This is a genomic window from Novosphingobium sediminicola (assembly GCF_014196525.1).
GTDB lineage: Bacteria > Pseudomonadota > Alphaproteobacteria > Sphingomonadales > Sphingomonadaceae > Novosphingobium > Novosphingobium sediminicola.
The window spans coordinates 284,126-303,830 of sequence record NZ_JACIDX010000004.1 but is presented as its reverse complement, the minus strand read 5'-3'; the positions used below and the strand labels follow the sequence as shown (position 1 = coordinate 303,830).

Below are 19,705 nucleotides of genomic sequence, written 5' to 3'. Positions count from 1 at the left end.
TGACCCTGTCCGGGGCTCGCCCCGGACAGGGTCAATCAGAAGAAGTGAGGAATTTTACTTTGCCTCTTCCGGGGCATTTTACTCCGCCATCAACAAACGATGCTCGCCCACCAGCCAGACTTCCTCGCCAGGCATGTGTTGCGCGTCTGCGGTACCTATACGCTGTGGCGCACCGTCGGCGATACGCACACGCAAGGCGGCAAAGCGCGCTACCAGACGCCCTTTGGTTCCACGGCGCCAACTCACCCGGCGCCATTTGGCATTCTCCAACATGGTATGAACTGCGACCGACTTGATGTCAGGCACATGACGCAGGCGTGGCCGCTCCCGCACCGCCACAGAGAAAACCAGCTGCACGTCGGCAGGGTATACCTTCTGATGCTTGGGAATTCCCACCGCCCAGCAAAGCCCGCGTGCACTCAATGCCTGCCGAAACAAGGCTGACAGGCCATAGCCAGCATCAGCAAGCACACAGCCGAACCGCATGCCGGCAGCCGCAATCCGGTCGATCTCCTCAATCGCGATGGAAGGCTTTGTTTTAGCCTGGCGAAATTCCTCGGGAACGCCGGCCTTGATCATGCGCTCCTTATTCTCGGTCCAGCTATCCGGTAGAAACAGCCGTAAGCTCAACATGACAGGGACCTCGCCGGATGCCAGCGTCACCGAGACCATGGTCTGGCAGTTGGCCTGCTTGCCCAGCGTCGAGGCATATTGAGGCGCGACACCAACAGAACTGGTGCCCTTCTTGGGCATGGCCGTGTCATCGATGATCAACCAGGCTTTCGCTCCGCTCACGAGGGCATCGGCTTGTTCCCATAAAGCGGTTTCCAGCGGTGCGCTGTCCCAGACGCCAGCGCCGATAAAATGATGAAGGCGATCATAGCTGATCGCGCCGGCTCTAGCGGCCATCGGCTGGATGCTTTTGCGGTCTCCCGGCCCGATCAATCCAGCAATATAGGCTGGGCACATTCGCCGCCGCTTCTTGTTGCCCAGGCCTTTGAGAAACGGGTCAAGCCAACGCTCGAGATCTGCCTGCCAATCCGCGTCCATCGCCAGCCTCCGTCAAAGCTGGTTCCTCATGAATCACGCATCCGCCGAAAAGGGAATCCCAAAAATCACATTTCTGCCAAAGTATTGCTAGGCGCCTTTTCTCAAGACGAGATCGAACTGCTGACGCGAACTTGCCATGTCTACCCATTCAGAGCGGGGCAAATCGCGTGTGGACCCGTCGCGCTCCAGCAAGGCTATCGAAAAATCATGAGCCGCGAAATCTTCAAGCAAGGCATGCGGATCGTTGCCGCGATCGCGATAACTGACCGGTGAAAACTCCAGAATGATGGCCAGATCACTTTGGCCCCGGGTCCACACTTTCATCCCTTCCCATACTTCGACCTCGAACCCCTCTACATCAATCTTGATAGTGCCCGGAACGCAAGGGCGACCGACCTTAGCCTCCACCCGCTCCAGCGCCAAAGGCAAAGGAACCATCTCCACTGCTTCACGCTCGACGATCAACTCATTGCCGGTCAGTGTTGCGGATCCAGTCAGATGCTCGAATTTGCCAAGGTGAACATGATCGTGCCGATCACCGATCGCCAAGCGCCAGCCATGGACATAACCGGACATAACATTGGCACTGATGCTGCGCTTGAACAGATTGAGCAAGCGCTCTTGCGGCTCGAATGCGACAACTAAGCCGTCTGATCCAACGTGGCGCGCAGCGGTCAGCGCGTGAAAACCGATATTCCCACCAATATCGACAAAACAGGTGCCAAGCCGAACGTTCAGCGCAAGCCAGTTCCTAATCGCCGGCTCCCACTCACGATCTCGCAGGAGACATGGTGTAAGACTGGCATCTCGTCCATCCAGATAGAGAAAAAGCTCATCATGACCGCCAGTCAATATGGTATCATCGCCAACATATTGGCAGAAAACGTGCTGCTCAGACTCAGGCACTTTTGAAAAAAAACGCGAAAAAAGGCCCGCCAGATCAAACATCGTTGCTCCTGAACCCTATAAAATAAAACTCTATTATGATAACGATTTATACCGTTCATCAGGCAGGAACGGAAGCCCATACCCTCTACCGGATGAGTATTGACCGAAGAAAAGGGACAACCTGACAGGCCAGATCAGTAGCGGCTACATCAAGGTCCAACGCCAATTGGACGAAAAAGCGCTTGAGCCAATACCACTCATGTGACGGCAACAAAGCGAAGATCTGCACCCTTGTCAACATTCCCAAAGGGCAGCTGCGCCTCGTGCTGCCTCACGACAACACATCCGATGCGAAAGATCCGAAACTTCCGATCAGCAAAACCGTAGGCGCTCTATCCAGTGTAGATAGATCAACCCAAAGAAAGCAATTTTGCTAAACCCGCATCATGCGGGATGAACTGTGGTGCTGCTGGGGAGGATTGAACTCCCGACCTCAGCCTTACCAAGGATGCGCTCTACCACTGAGCTACAGCAGCACACCACAGTCATCGCCGGTGCGACCAGTGCCGCAGCGGAGGCGCGCTAATGGCCGGGGGTCGAAGGAATGTCAAGCGCCCTTCCTGCATTTTTGCAAAAGGGTTGCTTGAAGTCTGCCTCCACCTTCGCCAAACAGGGGGTGCAAGACGAGACAGAAGCCATGAACAACCCTGAAAAACCCACCATTTCCGCTCCTTCGCGTGAAGAACGCCTCGCGGCCAAGCTGCGCGAAAATCTGCGCCGCCGCAAGGCGCAGAGCCGCGCAATGGAGGACACGCATGCCCCGACAGGTGATTCGCAAGCATGAAACCCCCCGCTTTTTCTCATGCGTACACGCACGCCCACGCGCGCGCGAAATTCGGGCAAATCCTTGCTTCCCATTGTCGCGGCAAAGGGCTAGGGCCGCGATAAAGGTGTATTCACGCTGCATTTGAGGGAGTGCCAGAACCCGTGCCTCGTCTGATTCTCGTCCGTCATGGTCAAAGCCAATGGAACCTTGAAAACCGCTTCACCGGCTGGTGGGACGTGGATCTTACCGAAAAGGGCGAGGGCGAAGCCCGCGCGGCGGGCGCCCTGCTCAAGGAAAAGGGCATCCTGCCTACGGTGGCCTTCACCAGCGTGCAGACCCGCGCGATCCGCACGCTGCATCTGGCGCTGGAAACGGCGGGCCGGGTGTGGATCCCCGAATATAAGGACTGGCGCCTTAATGAACGCCACTATGGCGGACTGACCGGTCTGGACAAGGCCGAGACGGCCGCCAAGCATGGCGACGAGCAGGTCAAGATCTGGCGCCGTTCGTTCGACGTGCCGCCGCCGGTGCTGGAAGACGGCAGCGAGTTCGATCTTAAGCAAGACGCGCGCTATGCCGGGATCGACATTCCCAGCACGGAATCGCTCAAGCTGACCATCGAGCGCGTGCTGCCCTATTATGAAAGCACGATCGCGCCGGAACTGGCCAAGGGCGAAACGGTGATCGTGGCCGCGCACGGCAATTCGCTGCGCGCGCTGGTCAAGCATCTGTCGAATATTTCGGATGCGGATATCCTCAACCTTGAGATCCCCACCGGCCAGCCTATCGTCTATGAGCTGGATGACAATCTGAACGCGCTCGAACGCTATTATCTGTCGGAGAGGTAAAACATATGACCCGTCCCGGAGCCGTCGTTTCCATCGTCATGGGCAGCCAGTCGGACTGGCACACCATGAAAAAGGCCGCTGACATCCTGACGCAGTTGGGTGTGGCGCATGATGTGCGGATCGTTTCGGCGCATCGCACGCCCGACCGTCTGGTCGATTTCGCCAAGGGCGCCGCCGATGAAGGCTTCAAGGTCATCATCGCGGGCGCGGGCGGCGCGGCGCATCTGCCGGGCATGGTCGCCTCGATGACGCATCTGCCGGTGCTGGGCGTTCCGGTTCAGTCCAAGGCGCTCTCGGGTCAGGATTCGTTGCTCTCGATCGTCCAGATGCCTGCGGGTGTTCCGGTCGGCACGCTGGCCATCGGCGAGCCGGGCGCGACCAACGCGGGCCTGCTGGCAGCCAAGATCCTGGCCACCAGCGACGAAGCTCTGGCCGCGCGCGTGAAGGAATTTCGCGTGGCGCAGACCGAAGGCGTGGCGGAGCGCCCGGAATAACGCATGATTGCTCCGGGTGAAACGATCGGCATTCTGGGTGGCGGCCAACTGGGCCGAATGATGGCTTTTGCCGCCGCCCGTCTTGGTTATCGCGTGCATATCTTTGCGCCCGAGGCCGACAGTATTGCGGCTGAGGTCTGCAGCCGCTTTACCTGCGCGGACTATACCGACGAGGCGGCTTTGGCGCGCTTTGCGGCGGATTGCGCGGTCATCACCTATGAGTTTGAAAATGTTCCGGTCGCGCCGCTGGCTGCGGTCGGCGCAACGCCCCTGCTGCCCCATCCGCGCGCGCTGGAAACGGCGCAGGATCGCTTGAACGAAAAGCGGTTTGTGACGGCGTTGGGCGGGCGTCCGGCACCCTTTATGGCGGTGGACGGGGCGCAGGATCTGGCCCGCGCGGTCGCTGAAATCGGCGCGCCGGGGATTTTGAAGACCCGCCGTGACGGCTATGACGGCAAGGGGCAGTGGCGGATCATGACGCCCGCCGATGCTGAGGGGCTGGATTTGCCGCCTCAGGCGCTGATTTACGAGGGTTTCGTCACCTTCTTTGGCGAGTTTTCCGTGATTCTGGCCCGCGCCGCCGATGGCAGCGTACAGTTCTGGGACAGCGCGGAAAATGTCCATGTGAACGGCATTCTCGACACCTCGACCGTGCCGGCCGGCGCCGCGATTGCCGCGCAAGTGCCGGAGGCCCGCGCGCTGGCACAGAAGGTAGCCGAGGCGCTTGATTATGTCGGCGTGCTGACGTTGGAATTTTTCGCGACCGAAGATGGGCCGGTGTTCAACGAAATGGCACCCCGCGTCCATAATTCGGGCCACTGGACCATCGAGGGCGCGATCACCAGCCAGTTCGAGAACCATATTCGCGCCGTTTGCGGCCTGCCGCTGGGGCTGACCACGCTGGCAGTTCCCGGCGCGCGGATGCTGAACCTGATTGGCGATGATGCCCATGATTGGGCCGAAATTCTGGCCGATCCGGCCAACCACCTGCATCTCTATGGCAAGGCGGCGGCGCGGCCCGGACGCAAGATGGGCCATGTCACCCGCCTGAAGCTTGAGGCGTGAGCAGAGGATAATGGAGCGGATCACCTTTGTTGTGGCCCGCGCGGCCAATGGCGTGATCGGCGCCGATGGCACTATGCCGTGGCATTTGCCCGCCGACCTGCGCCATTTCAAGGCCAAGACCATGGGCAAGCCGATGATCATGGGGCGCAAAACGTTTGAATCCCTGCCCGGATTGCTGCCCGGCCGCCGCCATATCGTGCTGACCCGCGATGCGGCGTGGCAGGCAGAAGGGGCCGAGGTCGCGACCGATCTTGCCGGGGCGCTGGCGCTGGCGGGCGATGTCGACGAGGTCTGCGTGGTGGGCGGAGGGCAGATCTATGCCCAGTTCATGCCCATCGCCCACCGTATCGAATTGACCGAAATCGACGCAAGCCCAGAGGGCGACACGCATTTCCCTCTGACGATCGGCCCCGAATGGGTCGAAACCGCCCGCGAAGAGCATCATGCCCAAGAGGGCAGACCGGCTTTTGCCTTTGTCACGCTGGAAAGGGCGGGATAGGCGCTTTTTTCCATGATCCGTCTCGATTCCCGCCAGCCCATTCCGGAAGCCTTACGCGGTGCGATCATCGCGCTGGGCAATTTCGACGGCTTTCATTTGGGCCATCAGGCCGTGGTGGGCGAGGCCCTGCGCTGGGCCCGCGCCGAAGGGCGGCCTGCGATTGTCGCCACCTTCGATCCCCATCCGGTCGAGTTTTTTGCCCCCGGTTCGCCCCCGTTCCGCCTCTCCACGCTGGAGCAGCGCGAGGAATGGTTCGCGCAGGCCGGGGCCGACGCCATGCTGGTCTTTGCCTTTGACGCCGCCATGGCCGCCAGCAGCGCGCATGACTGGGTCTATGACGTGCTGGGCCGTCAACTGGGCGCAGCGGGCGTGGTGACGGGCGAGGATTTCACCTTTGGCAAGGGCCGCTCCGGCTCGGTCGCCACTTTGCGCGAGATGGGGGCCGAGATCGGCCTTGGCGCAGAGGCGGTAGGCGCGGTGATGGAGGGGGGCGAGATCGTCTCATCCAGCCGTATCCGCCGTGCGCTCACCTCGGGCGATATTGCGCTGGCCACGCGCCTTTTGACGCGCCCCTTTGCCATGCGGGCCGCCGTACAGCATGGCGACAAGCTGGGCCGCGAAATCGGCTTTCCCACGGCCAACATGGCGCTGGGCGACTATCTGCGGCCTGCCTATGGCATTTACGCGGTGACGGGGCGGTTGGCCGACGGGCGCGTGCTGAAAGGGGCGGCCAATATCGGCATCCGGCCCCATTTCGACCCGCCCAAAGAGCTGCTCGAACCGCATTTCTTCGACTTCTCCGGCGATCTTTATGGGCAGGAGATCGAGATCGGGTTTCACGCCTTTCTGCGGGCTGAGGCGAAGTTCGATTCCCTCGATGCATTGATCGCGCAGATCGGGCGGGATTGTGATGACGCGCGGAAGGTTTTGGAGGGGGTTTAAGATGCGAGGGTCTGGCCCCTCGCGCTCCCTTTAATGTCTGCGTTGTGCCAAGGGTTTAGCGTCAGGTGTCGGACGCGGCGGTTGAATTTTTAAAGCCTGCGGCGCGGACAAGCATGAGCTCACAGCGCTGCAGGCTTTAAAACATCCCCCAAAACACCCCAATGGCAAACCATGCTTAACCCCATAATGGGATTGCAAAGGGACGAGTCCCTTTGCCCGCCGGAGGCATAAAGCCCACCAACAAAAAACCCCCACCCAACCGGGCAGGGGCCTTTTGAAACCAATGGCAACCCGCGCGATTACTGGCGCGGCGGGGTCTTGGCCTGCGCTTCGCGGCCATCGCCTTCGGGGGCGGCCACGATGGTGCGGGTAACATCGCCCTTGTTGGCGGTGGCGGTTTTGGGGTCGGCCACGGTCGAGCGGATCGAGGCATCGCCGGTGCCCATCTTGGCCACGGCGGCATTTTCCACGCCGCTGCGCTGGGGCGCGGGGCCGAACATCGCTTCGGTGGTTTCAACCTGGCCGGGGCGGGTGTTGGGGCGCGGGGCGCCGGGCTGCGGCGGGGTCAGCGCGAAATCTGGCGGGGCGAACAGCGGCGTCTGACGCTGGACGGCGAATTCATCGGGGCGCACGCGGTTGAACAGCCCGCCCGCGCCACAGCCGGAGAGCATCAGGCAGGTCGTGCCGGCCAGCAGGATGGCGGAAATCTTGCGCATTGTGGTTCAGTTCTCCGGGGTGGACGGCGCGGCGTCCAGCTTGATGTGGCCACGCTTTTTGCCCGAAAGAAAGCTCCGGGCAAGGATAATCAATACGCCGAAGGTGATGGCGACATCGGCGAGGTTGAAGATATAGAACGGGCGATACGATCCGATGTGGAGATCGGCGTAATCGACCACGAAGCCCTTGGCCACGCGGTCGAGGATATTGCCCAGCGCGCCGCCCAGCACGAGGCCGAGCGGGAGGATTTCGCCCATGCGCCGCTCGACAAAGATCCAGATCGCCACGCCCAGCGCAATCGCGCCGGTCATGCCCACCAGCAGCCAGCGTTCGAGATCCGAGCCCGCCGTGAGCAGGCCCAGCGACACGCCATAATTTTCCGCCCAGGTGAAGTTGAAGATGGGCAGCAGCGTGATCTGTTCAACGCGGGGCAGATCGAGCGGGCCGATCATCGCCCATTTAACGATCTGATCCAGCGCAAACACCGCCCCCGCCACGGCAAAGCCGAGCAGGCGCGCTTTGACAGGGGAGGTTTGCGCAAGGGTCGTCATTCGGCACCGTCCATGGCGGACACAACCTGATCGCAGCGTGAACACAGGTCGCCATCCTCGGAAACTTCCGGCAGGTGGCGCCAGCAGCGGCCGCATTTGTGGGCTTCTGTGCGAGCAACGCTCAACGTATCTCCGCGCGTCACGCTGGCGCTGATGAACAGTTCGGCCAGATCAGCCTCCGGCGCATCAGCGGCCACGGTCACCTGCGCTTCGAGGCTGGAACCCAGCGTCTTGTCGCGGCGCAAAGGCTCAATCGCGGCCAGCACTTCGGCGCGAAGGGCGCGCAGGGCATCCCAGCGTTCGCCATCGAGCGAGACCGCCGGGACCACCGGCCATTCCAGCAAATGCACGCTGTCGGCATCGGCAAAGCGCGACTTCCATACTTCCTCCGCCGTGAACACCAGCACGGGCGCGGCATAGCGGATCAGCGCGTGGAACAGGGTGTCCAGCACGGTGCGATAGGCGCGGCGCTTCGCATCCGTGGGGGCATCGCAATAGAGCGAGTCCTTGCGGATATCGAAGAAGAAGGCCGAGAGGTCCTCGTTGCAGAAATCAACCAAGCTGCGGACATAGGTGTTGAAGTCGAAAGCATCGACCGCAACCTTCAATTCCCCATCCAGCTTGGCCAGCAGCGCGAGGATATAGCGCTCCAGCTCGGGCATCTCCTCAACCGGCAGCTTTTCAGCATCGGTAAAGCCGTCCAGCGCGCCCAGCAGATAGCGGAACGTGTTGCGCAGCTTGCGATACTGATCCGCGACGCCCTTGAGGATTTCATCGCCGATGCGGTGATCCTCGGTGTAATCCACCGACAGCGCCCACAGACGGACGATATCCGCGCCGTAAGTCTCCATGACCTTGAGCGGATCGACCGTATTGCCAAGGCTCTTGGACATTTTCATGCCCTTGGCGTCCATGGTGAAACCATGGGTCAGCACCGCCTTATAGGGCGCATGGCCGCGCGTGGCGCAGGATTCGAGCAGCGAGGACTGGAACCAGCCGCGATGCTGGTCGCTGCCTTCGAGATAGAGGTCGGCGCGGGGGCCGCGATAGCCCTCGGGGCGCAGCAGGTCGGGCCAGCGGCCGCTTTCCATCACGAAAGCATGGGTGCTGCCGCTGTCGAACCACACGTCGAGAATGTCGGTGACGCGCTCGTAATCCTCGGCATCATAATCGGCACCAAGATATTCCTGCGCGCGTGCCTCGTCCCAAGCGTCCACGCCTTCCTCACGGATGGCGGCGATGATGCGGGCGTTGACCTGCTTGTCGACCAAATATTCGCCGGTCTTGCGATCCACGAACAGAGTGATCGGCACGCCCCATGCGCGCTGACGCGACAGCACCCAGTCAGGACGCCCTTCAACCATCGCGCCGATGCGGTTGCGGCCCTTTTCGGGCACAAAGCGCGTCTCGGCAATCGCGTGCTTGGCGCGTTCGCGCAAAGTATCGGGCGAAAGGATCGTGGCCAGATCGAACATGTCGTCGGCCTCGCTCAGCGGGGCCAGATCCTTGTCCATCGGCACGAACCACTGCGGCGTGCAGCGGAAGATCACCTTGGCCTTGGACCGCCACGAATGCGGATAGGAATGCTTGTAATCGGCCGAAGCCGCCAACAAACCGCCCTCTTCGCGCAGCGCGGTGCAGATCGGGCCGTCGGGCGCGTTGAACTTGGGGTTGATGACGCTGCCTTCGCCGCCCAGCCAGGGCCAGTCAGCGCGATATTTGCCGTCGCCCTCGACCGCAAAGACCGGATTGATCTTGTTGGCCTTGCACAGCAAAAAGTCGTCCTCGCCATGGTCGGGCGCCATATGGACAAAGCCGGTGCCCGATTCGACGGTGACGAAATCGCCGGCCAGCAGCGGGCGCAGCTTGGTGAAGAACTCGCTGTCAGGGAAGCGCGCGGCCATCGGGTGGCGCGCCTTGGCCCCGTTCAGAACCGGCCCCTTCACATACATCAGGAAGTCATAGCCATCCTCGTCGATGCGCTTCAAAAACGCCTCGATCAGGGGCTCGGCAATCAGATACTTCTGATCGCCCACGCGGATCTGCGAATAATCGATCGCGCGGCCAAAGGCGAGGGCCTGATTGGTCGGGATGGTCCATGGCGTGGTGGTCCAGATTACCACCTTGGAGCCGACCAGTTCGGGCGCGGCGGGCACTTCGACCAGTTCGAAGGCCACATCGACCTGCGTGCTGGTGATGTCCTCATACTCGACCTCGGCCTCGGCCAGTGCGGTCTTTTCCACCGGGCTCCACATCACCGGCTTGGCGCCACGATAGAGCTGGCCCGACTGGGCAAACTTCAAAAGCTCGCCTACGATGGTCGCCTCGGCCTGAAAATCCATGGTCAGATAGGGATTGTCCCAATCGCCATTAACACCCAGACGCTTCAACTGCTCGCGCTGGGCATTGACCCAAGTCTGCGCATAGGCGCGGCATTCGGCGCGGAATTCGCGCGGCGGAACCTCGTCCTTGTTCTTCTTCTTCTTGCGATATTCTTCCTCGACCTTCCACTCGATGGGCAGGCCGTGGCAATCCCAACCGGGCACATAAGGCGCGTCCAGACCCTTCAGGCTCTGGGTACGAACCACCATGTCCTTGAGGATATGATTAACCGCATGGCCCACATGAATATTGCCATTCGCATAGGGCGGACCATCATGCAGAATGAACTTCTCACGCCCCGCGCGCGCATCGCGCAGGCGGCGGTACAGATCCTGCTCCTGCCACCCCTTCAAAATGCCCGGCTCCTTCTGCGGAAGGCCGGCCTTCATGGGGAAATCAGTCTTCGGCAGGAAGACGGTGGGTCGAAAATCGCGTTTCTCGGTCATGACGGCGCAGGCCTTAGCGATTCGGGGGGATTTCCGCAAATCTTGATGATGGTGGGGCGTGTGATTTGATTTGTGCCTCCGGCGGGCAAAGGGCGGGGCCCCTTTGCAATCCCACTATGGGGTTGTGCGTGGTTTGCCATCGGGGTGGGTTGGGGGATGTGTGAAAGCCTGCGGCGCGGCAAACTCATGCCTGTCCGCGCCGCAGGCTTTAAAATCTCAAACGCTGCGTCCGACACCAAACGCCGAACCCTTGGCGCAACGCAGACAGTAAAGGGAGCGCGAGGGTCTAGACCTTCGCATCTAAACTCCCTTAACCCTCTTCCAAAACCTCAACCCTGCTAGCCAGCAATTTATCGATCTTGCGCCGATCCATATCGACGATCTCCCAGCGCCAGCCCTGATCCACAAAGTGATCGCCCTCCTTGGGCAAACGCTTCAAAATCGACAAAGCATAGCCCGCCACGGTGGCATAATCGCGCGTTTCGGGCACTTCGATGCCAAAGCGGTCGCCCAGCGAATCGGCGGGCAGGGCGCCAGAAATCAGCAGCGAGCCATCCTCACGCGTGACCACCATCGGGCCATCGCCTTCGTCCTGATAGGAGGCGAAATGGCCCGCGATGGCCGAGAGCAGGTCGGCTGGGGTGACGATACCTTCGAGATGGCCATATTCATCATGCACCAGCGCCATCGACAGGCCGGAATTTTGCAGCACGCGCAGCGCGTCCATCGCGTCGATCTGATCCGGCACGATTTCGGCCTTGTGGATCAGGCTTTCCAGATCCAGCGGCCCGCCTGCCAGCAATTGCGCCAGCACCTCGCGCACCTTGATGACGCCCACGATATTATCGACCGCGCCATCGGTCACGGGCAGCAGCGAATGCGGGCTTTCGGCGATGGCGGCGCGCACGTCCGATTCGCTGGCCCCGCGCTCGATCCAGTCGATTTCGGTGCGCGGCGTCATCACCTCGCGCACGGGCCTTTCGGCCAGACGCATGATGCCGGTCATGATCGCGCGCTCCTCCTCCTCGATCACGCCCGAACGCGTCGCCTCGGCAAAGACGAGGTGGATTTCCTCGGCGGTCACCTGCTGCTCCTCGCCGGTTTTCACTCCGATCATGCCAAGGATGGCATCCGAAGACACACGCAGCAGCCAGACCAGCGGCGCGGTTGACCGCGCCATCATCGCCATCGGCGGCGAGGCCATGATCGCAATCCGCTCGGCATGGGCCAGCGCCACCTGTTTGGGCACCAGTTCGCCGATGATCAGGCTGACAAAGGTGGTCAGCCCCAGCACCAGCACGCTGGCCAGACGGTCGGCATAGGCCAGCGGGATGCCCCAATGCGCGATGCGTTCGGCCACGGGGGTTGAAAAACTGGCCTCGGAAAAGGCGCCCGTAACCACAGCCACCAGCGTGATGCCGATTTGCGCGGTGGAAAGCAGCTTGCCCGGATCGGCGGTCAGATCGAGCGCGGCCCGCGCCCCCCGATTGCCGCGATCGGCCAGCACGCGCAATTTTGCCGTGCGCGCCGAAACAATCGCCAGTTCTGACATGGCAAACACGCCATTGAGGACAATAAGCCCACCAATGACAAGAACATCTATCCAGGGAAAGGGTGTCACGAGACCATCCCTAGCAGCTTTGTTCGCAAAGGCGAAGGGGGCGCGAGGAAACGTATAAAAACTGTTACAAATTGCCGCCAGACCGATGGCTCCTCGCGTTCAGCAATGCTAGATTCAGGCACAATCGCTGAAATACAAAAGTATCAGGGGGCCCACCGCGGGCCGATTTCCATGGAGAGATACCCATGACCAAGGCACGTATTTTCACCGCTGGTTTTGCCGTTGCCGCGCTGCTGGCAACTTCGGGTTGCGTAACCGACCCCAACACCGGCCAGCAGAAAGTGTCGCGCACGGCCATCGGCGCAGGCGCGGGAGCGCTGGGCGGCATGCTGCTGGGTGGGCTGATCGGGGGCGGCACGGGCCGCATCATCGGCGCGGGCATCGGCGGCGTCGCGGGCGGCGCCATCGGCTATGAACGCGACAAGCAGATCAAGCAGTTGCGCGAACAGACGGTGGGCACCGGGGTGGACATTCGCCCCTCCGACGATGGCCGCTCGATCATGCTCAGCCTGCCCGATGGCGTGACCTTCGACACCGGCTCTTACATGCTTCACCCGCAATTCCGCCCCACGCTGGACAAGATCGCGCAGAGCCTGAAGGATTATCCCAACAGCCTGATCGACGTTTACGGCCACACCGATTCCACCGGCAGTGCCCAGTTGAACCAGACGCTGTCGGAAAACCGTGCGCGCACGGTGGGCGATTATCTCGGCACGCAGGGCGTGTCGCAGGCGCGCATCCGCACGCAGGGCTATGGCGCGACCATGCCGGTGGCCGATAATGGCACACCCGAAGGCCGCGCCAAGAACCGCCGCGTGGAAATCAAGATCGTGCCGATCACCCAGGAACAGGTGAACGCCGCGCGCGGTCAGTAAACGGGGATTTGGGCGGCGGGTTTACCCCGCCGCCCGAACCGCCACGCTCAGGCCCGTTTCGGGCGCATAATCCAGCCGGTTATAGCTGGGCGGCGTGGCGCGGGTCCGCTCGGACAAAGTACCCGCGCCGATGATGCGGATCGGGCCGTTTTCGGTTTCGACATTCAGGTCGAAGGGGTCATGTACATGGCCCGAAAGCACCGCGCTCACCCCTGCGCCCGCCAGCGCCGCCAGCGCCCGCCGCCCGCCGCGCGTCGATCCCGTGCCATGCGTATCGGCATCGACCAGCGGATGGTGGCACGCGGCCAGCTTCAAGCCCTGCGCACCCTCAAGCCTGCGCAGCGCGGCATTGAGGGCAGGCTGTTTCACACAACCCTTCGACCAGTTGATCCGCCATTGCGCCGGCGTCACCGTGGGCAGCGAAGCCAGCGTCACATCGCCCAGCGGCAGATCCGAATGCGCCCGCGCGCGCAAAGCCTCAAACCGCGCAAAAGGACGGCGCAGGCGGCTCACCATCTCCCAATAATAGGGCATGTCGTGGTTGCCCGGCTCAATGCTGACCGGAATGCCAAGGCTCAGCAGATAATCGCCCGCCGCGTCAAATTCGCGCACGGTCCCCCGCATCGTCAGATCGCCGGTGCAGATCACGGCATCGGGTCTCCCCCGCGCGATCTCCTGTTTCAGCCAGTCGAGCGCGGCGCGGTCCTCGGCGCCGAAGTGGAGGTCGGAGATGTGGAAGAGTTGGGGCATGGGGAGGGGAGTAGGGGAAGATAATGCGAGGGACTAGTCCCTCGCGCTCCCATTACTGTCTTTGTTGCGTTTGGGGTTCCGCGGAAGGGTGTCGGACGCGCCGTTCGACATGGAAAAGCCTGCGGCGCTTTTGGAAGTGACCTCCCCGCGCCGCAGGCTTTCAATTCATCGCCCGATCCGCATCCCTGCAAAGCACGCGCACCCCATTAACGGGATTGCAAAGGGACCGAGTCCCTTTGCCCGCCGGAGGCAAAACCCCCGTTAAATCAGACCAACAACCCCTCAGCCGCGATCTTTTCCTTCCATACCAGCGGGGCGAGCTGGTGGACATTCTTGCCCTCGGAATCGACGGCCACGGTCACCGGCATATCCTCGACGGTGAATTCATAGATCGCTTCCATGCCCAGATCGGCAAAGCCAACGACCTTGGATTCCTTGATCGCGCGGGCGACCAGATAGGCGGCACCGCCGACTGCCATCAGATAGGCGGACTTATGCGCCGCGATGGACTGCGTGGCCTTGGGGCCGCGCTCGGCCTTGCCCACGCTGGCCAGCAGGCCAAGGTCGAGCATGAGGTCGGAGAAGCTGTCCATGCGGGTGGCGGTGGTGGGACCGGCGGGGCCGACGACTTCTTCGCGCACCGGGTCGACGGGGCCGACGTAATAGATCACGCGGCCCTTGAAATCGACGGGCAGTTCCTCGCCCTTGGCCAGCATGTCCTTGATCCGCTTATGCGCGGCATCGCGGCCGGTCAGCATCTTGCCGTTGAGCAGCAGGCGGTCGCCCTGCTTCCAGCTCTGCACTTCTTCAGCCGTCAGCGTGTCAAGATTGACCTTTTTGGCCGCCGCATCGGGGGTCCAGTGAACCTTGGGCCATTCATCCAGCTTGGGCGTTTCGAGATAGGAAGGCCCGCTGCCGTCCAGCGTGAAGTGAGCGTGGCGCGTAGCGGCGCAATTGGGGATCATGGCGACCGGCTTGCCCGCCGCGTGGCAGGGGGCATCCATGATCTTGACGTCGAGGATCGTGGCCAGACCGCCCAGACCCTGCGCGCCGATGCCCAGCGCGTTGACCTTGTCGAAGATTTCGATGCGCAGCGCTTCAAGATCGTTCTGCGGCCCGCGCTGCTTCAACTGGGCCATGTCGATCTGTTCCATCAACGCCTTCTTGGCCAGCAGCACGCAATGTTCGGCCGTGCCGCCGATGCCGATGCCCAGCATCCCCGGCGGGCACCAGCCCGCGCCCATCTGGGGCAGCATTTCCAGAACCCAGTCGACGATCGAATCGGACGGGTTCATCATCTTGAACTTCGACTTGTTTTCGCTGCCGCCGCCCTTGGCCGCCACGTCCACATGGATCTTGCTGCCCTTGACCATATCAACATGCAGAACGCAGGGCGTGTTGTCGCGCGTGTTGCGGCGGGTAAAGGCCGGATCGGCCAGCACCGAGGCGCGCAGCTTGTTGTCCGGGTTGTTATAGGCGCGGCGCACGCCCTCATCGACAACGTCCTGCAGGCTCATCTCGGATTCCAGAATGCAGTTCTGACCCCACTGGATGAACACATTGACGATGCCGGTGTCCTGACAGATCGGGCGATGCCCTTCGGCGCACATGCGGCTGTTGGTCAGGATCTGGGCGATGGCGTCCTTGGCGGCGGGGCCCTGTTCGGCCTCGTATGCGTCGCCCAATGCGCGGATGTAATCCATCGGGTGATAGTAGCTGATATATTGCAGCGCATCGGCCACGCTGTCGATCAGATCCTGTTCCTTGATGGTCACCAATTCGGCCATGGGGGCGCTCCTTCGCTCTGGGCCTTTGGCCATAGAGAAGGGGGGCCAAGGCGCATTCGTATGATCGGTTGGGGCGGTCCATAGGCATGATTGCCCCGCTTCGCCAAGGGTAAAGCGGCGGTTATGACAAAAGTCGGTGTCGCTTGTGGCGAATTTGCCCGGATTCCCGTGTCAAAGCGCTTGGCTTTGGCCCGCCGTTTGCCCTAGAAGCGCGCGCGATAGAGAACACAGGTCTGGCCTATTGCATTACTGTGTTATGTATGTAATACGGCCTTGGTCAAGGATTGTGATGGCATGAGCGAAATCCACTACGCACCCCAAGGCGCCGAGGCAGGCACCGCCCGCCGCGCCATGATCGACAGCCAGCTGCGCACTTGCGGCGTGAACGAGCCGTGGGTGCTTTCGGCTCTGGCCAGTGTTGCGCGCGAAGATTACCTGCCCGCCGCCAACCGCGCGGCCGCCTATATCGACCGCGCCGTGCCGCTGGGCAATGGCCGCGCGCTGCCCGCGCCGCTGTTTCATGGCAAGGTGCTGGGCGCCGCCGAGCCCACCGCGCAGGACAAGGTTCTGGTCGTGACCGCAGGCAGCGATTACCTGGCCGCCGTGGTTGCGCGCCTTGCGGGCAGCGTGGACAAGGTGGACGCCGCCGATCTGGGCAAGGGTCTGCCCGGCACCGGCTATTCGCTGATCCTGATCGACGGTGCGGCGGGCGAAGTGCCTGCTGTTCTGAACGATGCGCTGGCGGCCGATGGCCGCATCGTCACGGGTCTGGTCGAAAAGGGCGTTTCGCGCCTGGCGCTGGGCCGCAAGGTGGCGGGCGCCGTATCCTATATCACGCTGGCCGATCTTGGCATTCCCGCGATTGCCGAACTGGCCGCGCCCAAACACTGGAGTTTCTGATGATCGATGGCCGGGTAACGCGCAAGCTTCTGCTTTTGTCCTGCCCGGCCATGGTTCTTGTGGCAGCTCCTCTGCACGCCGAGGATCTGCGCAGCGCGCTGGCCGCAACCTATGCCAGCAACCCGACCTTGCTGGGCGCGCGCGAACAATTGCGCGCCACCGATGCGGGCGTGCCGCTGGCGCGGGCCGATGGCCTTCCATCCTTGAACGCCACCGCCACCGAAACCGAATATGTTCGCCAGAACCCGGCCTCGACCACCGATATGCCGCGCATGGTCACGGCGGTGGGCACTTTGTCGGTGCCGCTGTACAACGGGGGCGGGGTAAAGAATGCGATCCGCGCCGCCGATACGCGGGTAATCGCCGGGCGCAACGATCTGCGCGCCACCGAGGCGGGTGTGTTCACCCAGGCCGTCACCGCCTATCTGGATGTGATCCGCACCGAGGCGATTGTGCGCCTGAACAAGGCGCAGGTGCAGACGTTGGTGACCAACCTGAAAGCAACGAGCGACCGGTTTCAGATCGGCGATGTGACCAAGACCGACGTGGCGCAGTCGCAATCGCGTCTGGCCGTGGCGCAGGGCAATCTGCGCAGCGCCGAGGCCAGTCTGGTGCAGGCGCGCGAGACTTATATCCAGATCATCGGCCATGAGGCGGGCGAACTGGCCCCGCCGCCGCCGCTGCCCAGCCTTCCCGCCGCGCCCGAGGATGCGGTGGGCATTGCGCTGGACGCCAACCCCGATCTGGCCGCCGCGCGCGAGCGCAGCAAGGCCGCAGGCTTTGACAGCGATGTGGCCCGCGCCTCGCGCATGCCCAAGGTCAGCATGGTGGCCAATGGCAATTACACCGATTATCTGGGCCAACTGGCGCTGCGCGGCAATTTTCCTTTCCCCATCGCGCAATCGGCCGCCACCGCCGATGTCAGCATCCGCGCCACGATCCCGCTCTATCAGGGCGGACGGCCCAGCGCCCAGATCAAGCAGGCGCAGGCCCGCGAAGGACAGGCGATGGACAATGAAATCGCCACCGAGCGGCAGGTGATCGCCAGCGTGCGCGCCTCTTTTTCCAATTATCGCGCGGCCAATGAAATCATCACCGCCAGTCAGACTGCGGTCGAGGCGGCCGAACTTTCGCTGCGCGGGGTGAAGGCGGAGAACAGCGTGGGCAATCGCACCGTGCTGGATATTCTCAATGCCGAGCAGGAATTGGTGAACGCGCAGGTGCAACTGGTGACCGCGCGGCGCAATGCCTATGTGGCTGGCTTCTCGCTGCTGTCGGCCATGGGCCGGGTGTCGGGCAAGGATCTCGGGCTGGATGCGGGCGCGCTCTATGACCCGGAAATCCACTATCGCGACGCGCGCGGGACGCTGGGCGACTGGGGCGTGGACAAGGTGCAGGGCGCGGGCCAACCCACGCGCACCGTTGACACACCTGCCCAGAACGGTTCAACATTTGGCAATTGAGGGCCGATTTCGGCGATAATGCGATTTTCAGGGGCACATAGAATGCGCGCACAGGGCGAACCTTCGGTCGAGGAAATCCTTGATTCGATTAAAAAAGTGATTGCGCGCGACAATCGCGGCCCCGCGGCTGCGCCCCGGTTGAACGGCGCCGAATCGCATGAGGACGATGTGCTCGATCTTGCTGATTCGGATCAGTATTTTCACGAGGAACCGGCCCCGACAAGCCCCGCCGCCGACCTCGTCAGCGAACCCGCGATCTCCTCGATGCGCGAATCTTTGGCCGCTCTGGCCATGATGTCACAGCCCAGCCGCCCCCCCCAGATCGTGCGCAGCGGCGAAACCTCGCTCGAAGGGCTGGTGGCCGATCTGCTCAAGCCCGCGCTGCGCGAATGGCTGGACCAGAACCTGCCCGCGATGGTCGAGCGCATGGTCGCGGCTGAAATCGCCAAGATCGTCGGCAAGAAGGGCTAATATCTAGCCCTCCCGCCTTTGTCCTGATAGGACAAGGGCATGGCCAAACCTGATCCCGCGCTGCTCGATCCCGCCGGTTACCCGCATGTCTGCGAGGTGACGACCCGTTATGCCGATCTGGACCCCAACAACCACATCAACAATGTGGCCATGGCGGCGATCATTGAGGACGCCCGCGTGCGTTTTCATATGGCCAGCGGATTTGCCAAGGCGATCCCGGCGGGGGCGCAGACGATGGTCGTCTCGCTGAACATCGATTATCTGGCGCAGGCCCATTATCCCCATCCGCTGACCATCCATTCGGGCCTTTCGGCGGTGGGGGATCGCAGCCTGCGCTTGCGTCATTTGCTGATGCAGGATGGTCGCCCGGTGGCTCTGGCCGAAGCGGTGGCGGTGCATGTGGTCGATGGCAAGGCCGCGCCTTTGCCTGAGGGGCTGCGGGAAGCGATCGAGGCGTGGAAATGTCGGTAAAGCCTGACGACATCGCGCTGGCGCAGGCCGCGCTGGCCAAGGCAGGGGCGGCCGCGCCCGGCGGGGTCCAGCGCCACATCTTCCTCTGCGCCGAGCCGCAAAAGGGCGAATGCTGCACCCCGGCGGTGGGCAGCAAGGCCTGGGCCTATCTCAAAAAGCGGGTCAAGCAACTGGGCCTGACCGAGGCAGGCGTGATGCGCAGCAAGGCCGATTGCCTGCGCGTGTGCTTTGCCGGGCCGGTGGCGGTGGTCTATCCCGATGGCGTCTGGTATCATTCCTGCACCGAGGAAGTGCTCGAACGCATCCTTCAGGAGCATATCATCGGCGGCGTGCCGGTGGAGGATTACCGGCTCAGGTCCTGATCGTCCTTGGGGCCTTCGCTGACGTCCTCGTCGTGCCCGCTGGCGCTGGAGAGAAACACCAGCCCCATCAGCGCCGACATCAAAAGCATCGCAAAAGACACGCCGATCGCCACCGCAATATAGAAATGCGGGCTGACCATGCCTTCCTGTTTGTACAGGACGGTCAGGGCGCCGATCACCGTGGTCATCGTCACCAGAAACATCCAGCGCATGATGCGCCGAAACCGCGCCCACGCAGCGGCGGCCTGAGCCGTATCGGAAAAAGGAGCACGGTTGGTCATCGCGCGTCTTCATGCG

General features: G+C 62.4%; 20 protein-coding genes, 1 tRNA gene and 1 pseudogene. 12 read left to right on the top strand and 10 right to left on the bottom strand.

From position 1 onward, the window contains the following. Nucleotides 1-96: 96 nt before the first annotated feature. From GGR38_RS07280 to GGR38_RS07270, 3 genes and pseudogenes are all read right to left on the bottom strand, one after another. Nucleotides 97-1,050, bottom strand: a pseudogene (locus GGR38_RS07280) (IS701 family transposase); the annotation flags it as partial. Between the two features lie 87 nt (nucleotides 1,051-1,137). Further along, nucleotides 1,138-1,998, bottom strand: coding sequence for an FkbM family methyltransferase (locus tag GGR38_RS07275; RefSeq protein ID WP_183624067.1), 861 nt, complete (start codon nucleotides 1,996-1,998; stop codon nucleotides 1,138-1,140). Between the two features lie 401 nt (nucleotides 1,999-2,399). Further along, nucleotides 2,400-2,474: transfer RNA gene (locus GGR38_RS07270), tRNA-Thr, on the bottom strand. Between the two features lie 68 nt (nucleotides 2,475-2,542). Between GGR38_RS07270 and GGR38_RS07265 the strand changes: the two genes are divergently transcribed. The 6 genes from GGR38_RS07265 (at nucleotide 2,543) to GGR38_RS07240 (ending at nucleotide 6,612) form a co-directional block, all read left to right on the top strand. Continuing rightward, a complete protein-coding gene (locus GGR38_RS07265; RefSeq protein WP_183624112.1) occupies nucleotides 2,543-2,782 on the top strand; it encodes a hypothetical protein in 240 nt (79 codons plus the stop codon). Nucleotides 2,783-2,925: 143 nt separating this feature from the next. Further along, complete coding sequence (gene gpmA, locus GGR38_RS07260) at nucleotides 2,926-3,612, top strand: 2,3-diphosphoglycerate-dependent phosphoglycerate mutase (RefSeq protein ID WP_183624064.1); 687 nt, start codon at nucleotides 2,926-2,928, stop codon at nucleotides 3,610-3,612. Nucleotides 3,613-3,617: 5 nt separating this feature from the next. After that, nucleotides 3,618-4,106, top strand: coding sequence for a 5-(carboxyamino)imidazole ribonucleotide mutase (gene purE / locus GGR38_RS07255; RefSeq protein ID WP_183624062.1), 489 nt, complete (start codon nucleotides 3,618-3,620; stop codon nucleotides 4,104-4,106). Nucleotides 4,107-4,109: 3 nt separating this feature from the next. Further along, the gene (locus GGR38_RS07250; protein ID WP_183624060.1) at nucleotides 4,110-5,171 is read left to right on the top strand and encodes a 5-(carboxyamino)imidazole ribonucleotide synthase; all 1,062 of its coding nucleotides are present in this window, start codon (nucleotides 4,110-4,112) and stop codon (nucleotides 5,169-5,171) included. A gap of 10 nt (nucleotides 5,172-5,181) precedes the next feature. After that, complete coding sequence (locus tag GGR38_RS07245; RefSeq protein ID WP_183624059.1) at nucleotides 5,182-5,670, top strand: dihydrofolate reductase; 489 nt, start codon at nucleotides 5,182-5,184, stop codon at nucleotides 5,668-5,670. A gap of 12 nt (nucleotides 5,671-5,682) precedes the next feature. Further along, the gene (locus GGR38_RS07240) at nucleotides 5,683-6,612 is read left to right on the top strand and encodes a bifunctional riboflavin kinase/FAD synthetase (RefSeq protein WP_183624058.1); all 930 of its coding nucleotides are present in this window, start codon (nucleotides 5,683-5,685) and stop codon (nucleotides 6,610-6,612) included. A gap of 299 nt (nucleotides 6,613-6,911) precedes the next feature. On the opposite strand, the gene GGR38_RS07235 is transcribed toward GGR38_RS07240, so the two are convergent. From GGR38_RS07235 to GGR38_RS07220, 4 genes are all read right to left on the bottom strand, one after another. Beyond that, nucleotides 6,912-7,328 (bottom strand): DUF3035 domain-containing protein, encoded by a 417-nt coding sequence (locus GGR38_RS07235; protein WP_168603271.1) that lies wholly within the window; start codon nucleotides 7,326-7,328, stop codon nucleotides 6,912-6,914. Nucleotides 7,329-7,334: 6 nt separating this feature from the next. Continuing rightward, nucleotides 7,335-7,880 carry a signal peptidase II gene (gene lspA, locus GGR38_RS07230; protein WP_183624057.1) on the bottom strand — a complete coding sequence of 182 codons (546 nt, stop codon included), beginning with the start codon at nucleotides 7,878-7,880 and terminating at the stop codon, nucleotides 7,335-7,337. Further along, the gene (ileS, locus tag GGR38_RS07225; protein ID WP_183624054.1) at nucleotides 7,877-10,708 is read right to left on the bottom strand and encodes an isoleucine--tRNA ligase; all 2,832 of its coding nucleotides are present in this window, start codon (nucleotides 10,706-10,708) and stop codon (nucleotides 7,877-7,879) included. Before ileS ends, lspA begins: the two co-directional genes overlap by 4 nt. Before the next feature lie 310 nt (nucleotides 10,709-11,018). Further along, entirely contained in the window at nucleotides 11,019-12,329 is a 1,311-nt protein-coding gene (locus GGR38_RS07220) for a CNNM domain-containing protein (protein ID WP_183624052.1), read from the bottom strand. A gap of 185 nt (nucleotides 12,330-12,514) precedes the next feature. Between GGR38_RS07220 and GGR38_RS07215 the strand changes: the two genes are divergently transcribed. After that, nucleotides 12,515-13,204 (top strand): YiaD family glycine zipper/OmpA-like lipoprotein, encoded by a 690-nt coding sequence (locus GGR38_RS07215; RefSeq protein WP_183624050.1) that lies wholly within the window; start codon nucleotides 12,515-12,517, stop codon nucleotides 13,202-13,204. A 21-nt stretch (nucleotides 13,205-13,225) separates the two neighbouring features. Here the strand turns inward: GGR38_RS07215 and GGR38_RS07210 are convergent, their stop codons facing one another. Both GGR38_RS07210 and GGR38_RS07205 read right to left on the bottom strand, forming a co-directional pair. After that, nucleotides 13,226-13,954, bottom strand: coding sequence for a metallophosphoesterase family protein (locus tag GGR38_RS07210; protein WP_183624048.1), 729 nt, complete (start codon nucleotides 13,952-13,954; stop codon nucleotides 13,226-13,228). Nucleotides 13,955-14,220: 266 nt separating this feature from the next. Further along, nucleotides 14,221-15,741, bottom strand: a complete 1,521-nt coding sequence (locus GGR38_RS07205) for a fumarate hydratase (RefSeq protein ID WP_183624046.1) — start codon at nucleotides 15,739-15,741, stop codon at nucleotides 14,221-14,223. Between the two features lie 294 nt (nucleotides 15,742-16,035). On the opposite strand from GGR38_RS07205, the gene GGR38_RS07200 reads away from it, so the two are divergent. From GGR38_RS07200 to GGR38_RS07180, 5 genes are read left to right on the top strand one after another with little or no spacing between them, the layout of a single operon-like run. Next, the gene (locus tag GGR38_RS07200) at nucleotides 16,036-16,641 is read left to right on the top strand and encodes a protein-L-isoaspartate O-methyltransferase family protein (protein ID WP_246404297.1); all 606 of its coding nucleotides are present in this window, start codon (nucleotides 16,036-16,038) and stop codon (nucleotides 16,639-16,641) included. After that, nucleotides 16,641-18,104: a TolC family outer membrane protein gene (locus tag GGR38_RS07195; protein WP_183624043.1), complete on the top strand. Its 1,464-nt coding sequence runs from the start codon at nucleotides 16,641-16,643 to the stop codon at nucleotides 18,102-18,104. The genes GGR38_RS07200 and GGR38_RS07195 overlap by 1 nt, the downstream gene beginning before the upstream one ends. A 42-nt stretch (nucleotides 18,105-18,146) precedes the next feature. Continuing rightward, entirely contained in the window at nucleotides 18,147-18,575 is a 429-nt protein-coding gene (locus GGR38_RS07190) for a DUF2497 domain-containing protein (protein WP_183624042.1), read from the top strand. A gap of 39 nt (nucleotides 18,576-18,614) precedes the next feature. Further along, nucleotides 18,615-19,046 (top strand): acyl-CoA thioesterase, encoded by a 432-nt coding sequence (locus tag GGR38_RS07185; RefSeq protein ID WP_183624041.1) that lies wholly within the window; start codon nucleotides 18,615-18,617, stop codon nucleotides 19,044-19,046. After that, nucleotides 19,037-19,408: a (2Fe-2S) ferredoxin domain-containing protein gene (locus tag GGR38_RS07180; protein WP_183624040.1), complete on the top strand. Its 372-nt coding sequence runs from the start codon at nucleotides 19,037-19,039 to the stop codon at nucleotides 19,406-19,408. Before GGR38_RS07185 ends, GGR38_RS07180 begins: the two co-directional genes overlap by 10 nt. Here GGR38_RS07180 and GGR38_RS07175 read toward each other — a convergent pair. Further along, the gene (locus GGR38_RS07175) at nucleotides 19,390-19,689 is read right to left on the bottom strand and encodes a hypothetical protein (RefSeq protein ID WP_183624039.1); all 300 of its coding nucleotides are present in this window, start codon (nucleotides 19,687-19,689) and stop codon (nucleotides 19,390-19,392) included. The two genes, GGR38_RS07180 and GGR38_RS07175, sit on opposite strands and share 19 nt — an antisense overlap. Nucleotides 19,690-19,705: the final 16 nt, after the last annotated feature.

What these genes read in the sequence shown, in the direction of transcription:
- GGR38_RS07275 (WP_183624067.1), bottom strand. Translation starts at nt 1,998, where the DNA reads ATGTTTGATCTGGCGGGCCTTTTTTCGCGTTTTTTTTCAAAAGTGCCT.
- GGR38_RS07265 (WP_183624112.1), top strand. Translation starts at nt 2,543, where the DNA reads ATGTCAAGCGCCCTTCCTGCATTTTTGCAAAAGGGTTGCTTGAAGTCT.
- purE (WP_183624062.1), top strand. Translation starts at nt 3,618, where the DNA reads ATGACCCGTCCCGGAGCCGTCGTTTCCATCGTCATGGGCAGCCAGTCG.
- GGR38_RS07250 (WP_183624060.1), top strand. Translation starts at nt 4,110, where the DNA reads ATGATTGCTCCGGGTGAAACGATCGGCATTCTGGGTGGCGGCCAACTG.
- GGR38_RS07245 (WP_183624059.1), top strand. Translation starts at nt 5,182, where the DNA reads ATGGAGCGGATCACCTTTGTTGTGGCCCGCGCGGCCAATGGCGTGATC.
- GGR38_RS07240 (WP_183624058.1), top strand. Translation starts at nt 5,683, where the DNA reads ATGATCCGTCTCGATTCCCGCCAGCCCATTCCGGAAGCCTTACGCGGT.
- GGR38_RS07235 (WP_168603271.1), bottom strand. Translation starts at nt 7,328, where the DNA reads ATGCGCAAGATTTCCGCCATCCTGCTGGCCGGCACGACCTGCCTGATG.
- lspA (WP_183624057.1), bottom strand. Translation starts at nt 7,880, where the DNA reads ATGACGACCCTTGCGCAAACCTCCCCTGTCAAAGCGCGCCTGCTCGGC.
- ileS (WP_183624054.1), bottom strand. Translation starts at nt 10,708, where the DNA reads ATGACCGAGAAACGCGATTTTCGACCCACCGTCTTCCTGCCGAAGACT.
- GGR38_RS07215 (WP_183624050.1), top strand. Translation starts at nt 12,515, where the DNA reads ATGACCAAGGCACGTATTTTCACCGCTGGTTTTGCCGTTGCCGCGCTG.
- GGR38_RS07210 (WP_183624048.1), bottom strand. Translation starts at nt 13,954, where the DNA reads ATGCCCCAACTCTTCCACATCTCCGACCTCCACTTCGGCGCCGAGGAC.
- GGR38_RS07205 (WP_183624046.1), bottom strand. Translation starts at nt 15,741, where the DNA reads ATGGCCGAATTGGTGACCATCAAGGAACAGGATCTGATCGACAGCGTG.
- GGR38_RS07200 (WP_246404297.1), top strand. Translation starts at nt 16,036, where the DNA reads ATGAGCGAAATCCACTACGCACCCCAAGGCGCCGAGGCAGGCACCGCC.
- GGR38_RS07195 (WP_183624043.1), top strand. Translation starts at nt 16,641, where the DNA reads ATGATCGATGGCCGGGTAACGCGCAAGCTTCTGCTTTTGTCCTGCCCG.
- GGR38_RS07190 (WP_183624042.1), top strand. Translation starts at nt 18,147, where the DNA reads ATGCGCGCACAGGGCGAACCTTCGGTCGAGGAAATCCTTGATTCGATT.
- GGR38_RS07185 (WP_183624041.1), top strand. Translation starts at nt 18,615, where the DNA reads ATGGCCAAACCTGATCCCGCGCTGCTCGATCCCGCCGGTTACCCGCAT.
- GGR38_RS07180 (WP_183624040.1), top strand. Translation starts at nt 19,037, where the DNA reads ATGTCGGTAAAGCCTGACGACATCGCGCTGGCGCAGGCCGCGCTGGCC.
- GGR38_RS07175 (WP_183624039.1), bottom strand. Translation starts at nt 19,689, where the DNA reads ATGACCAACCGTGCTCCTTTTTCCGATACGGCTCAGGCCGCCGCTGCG.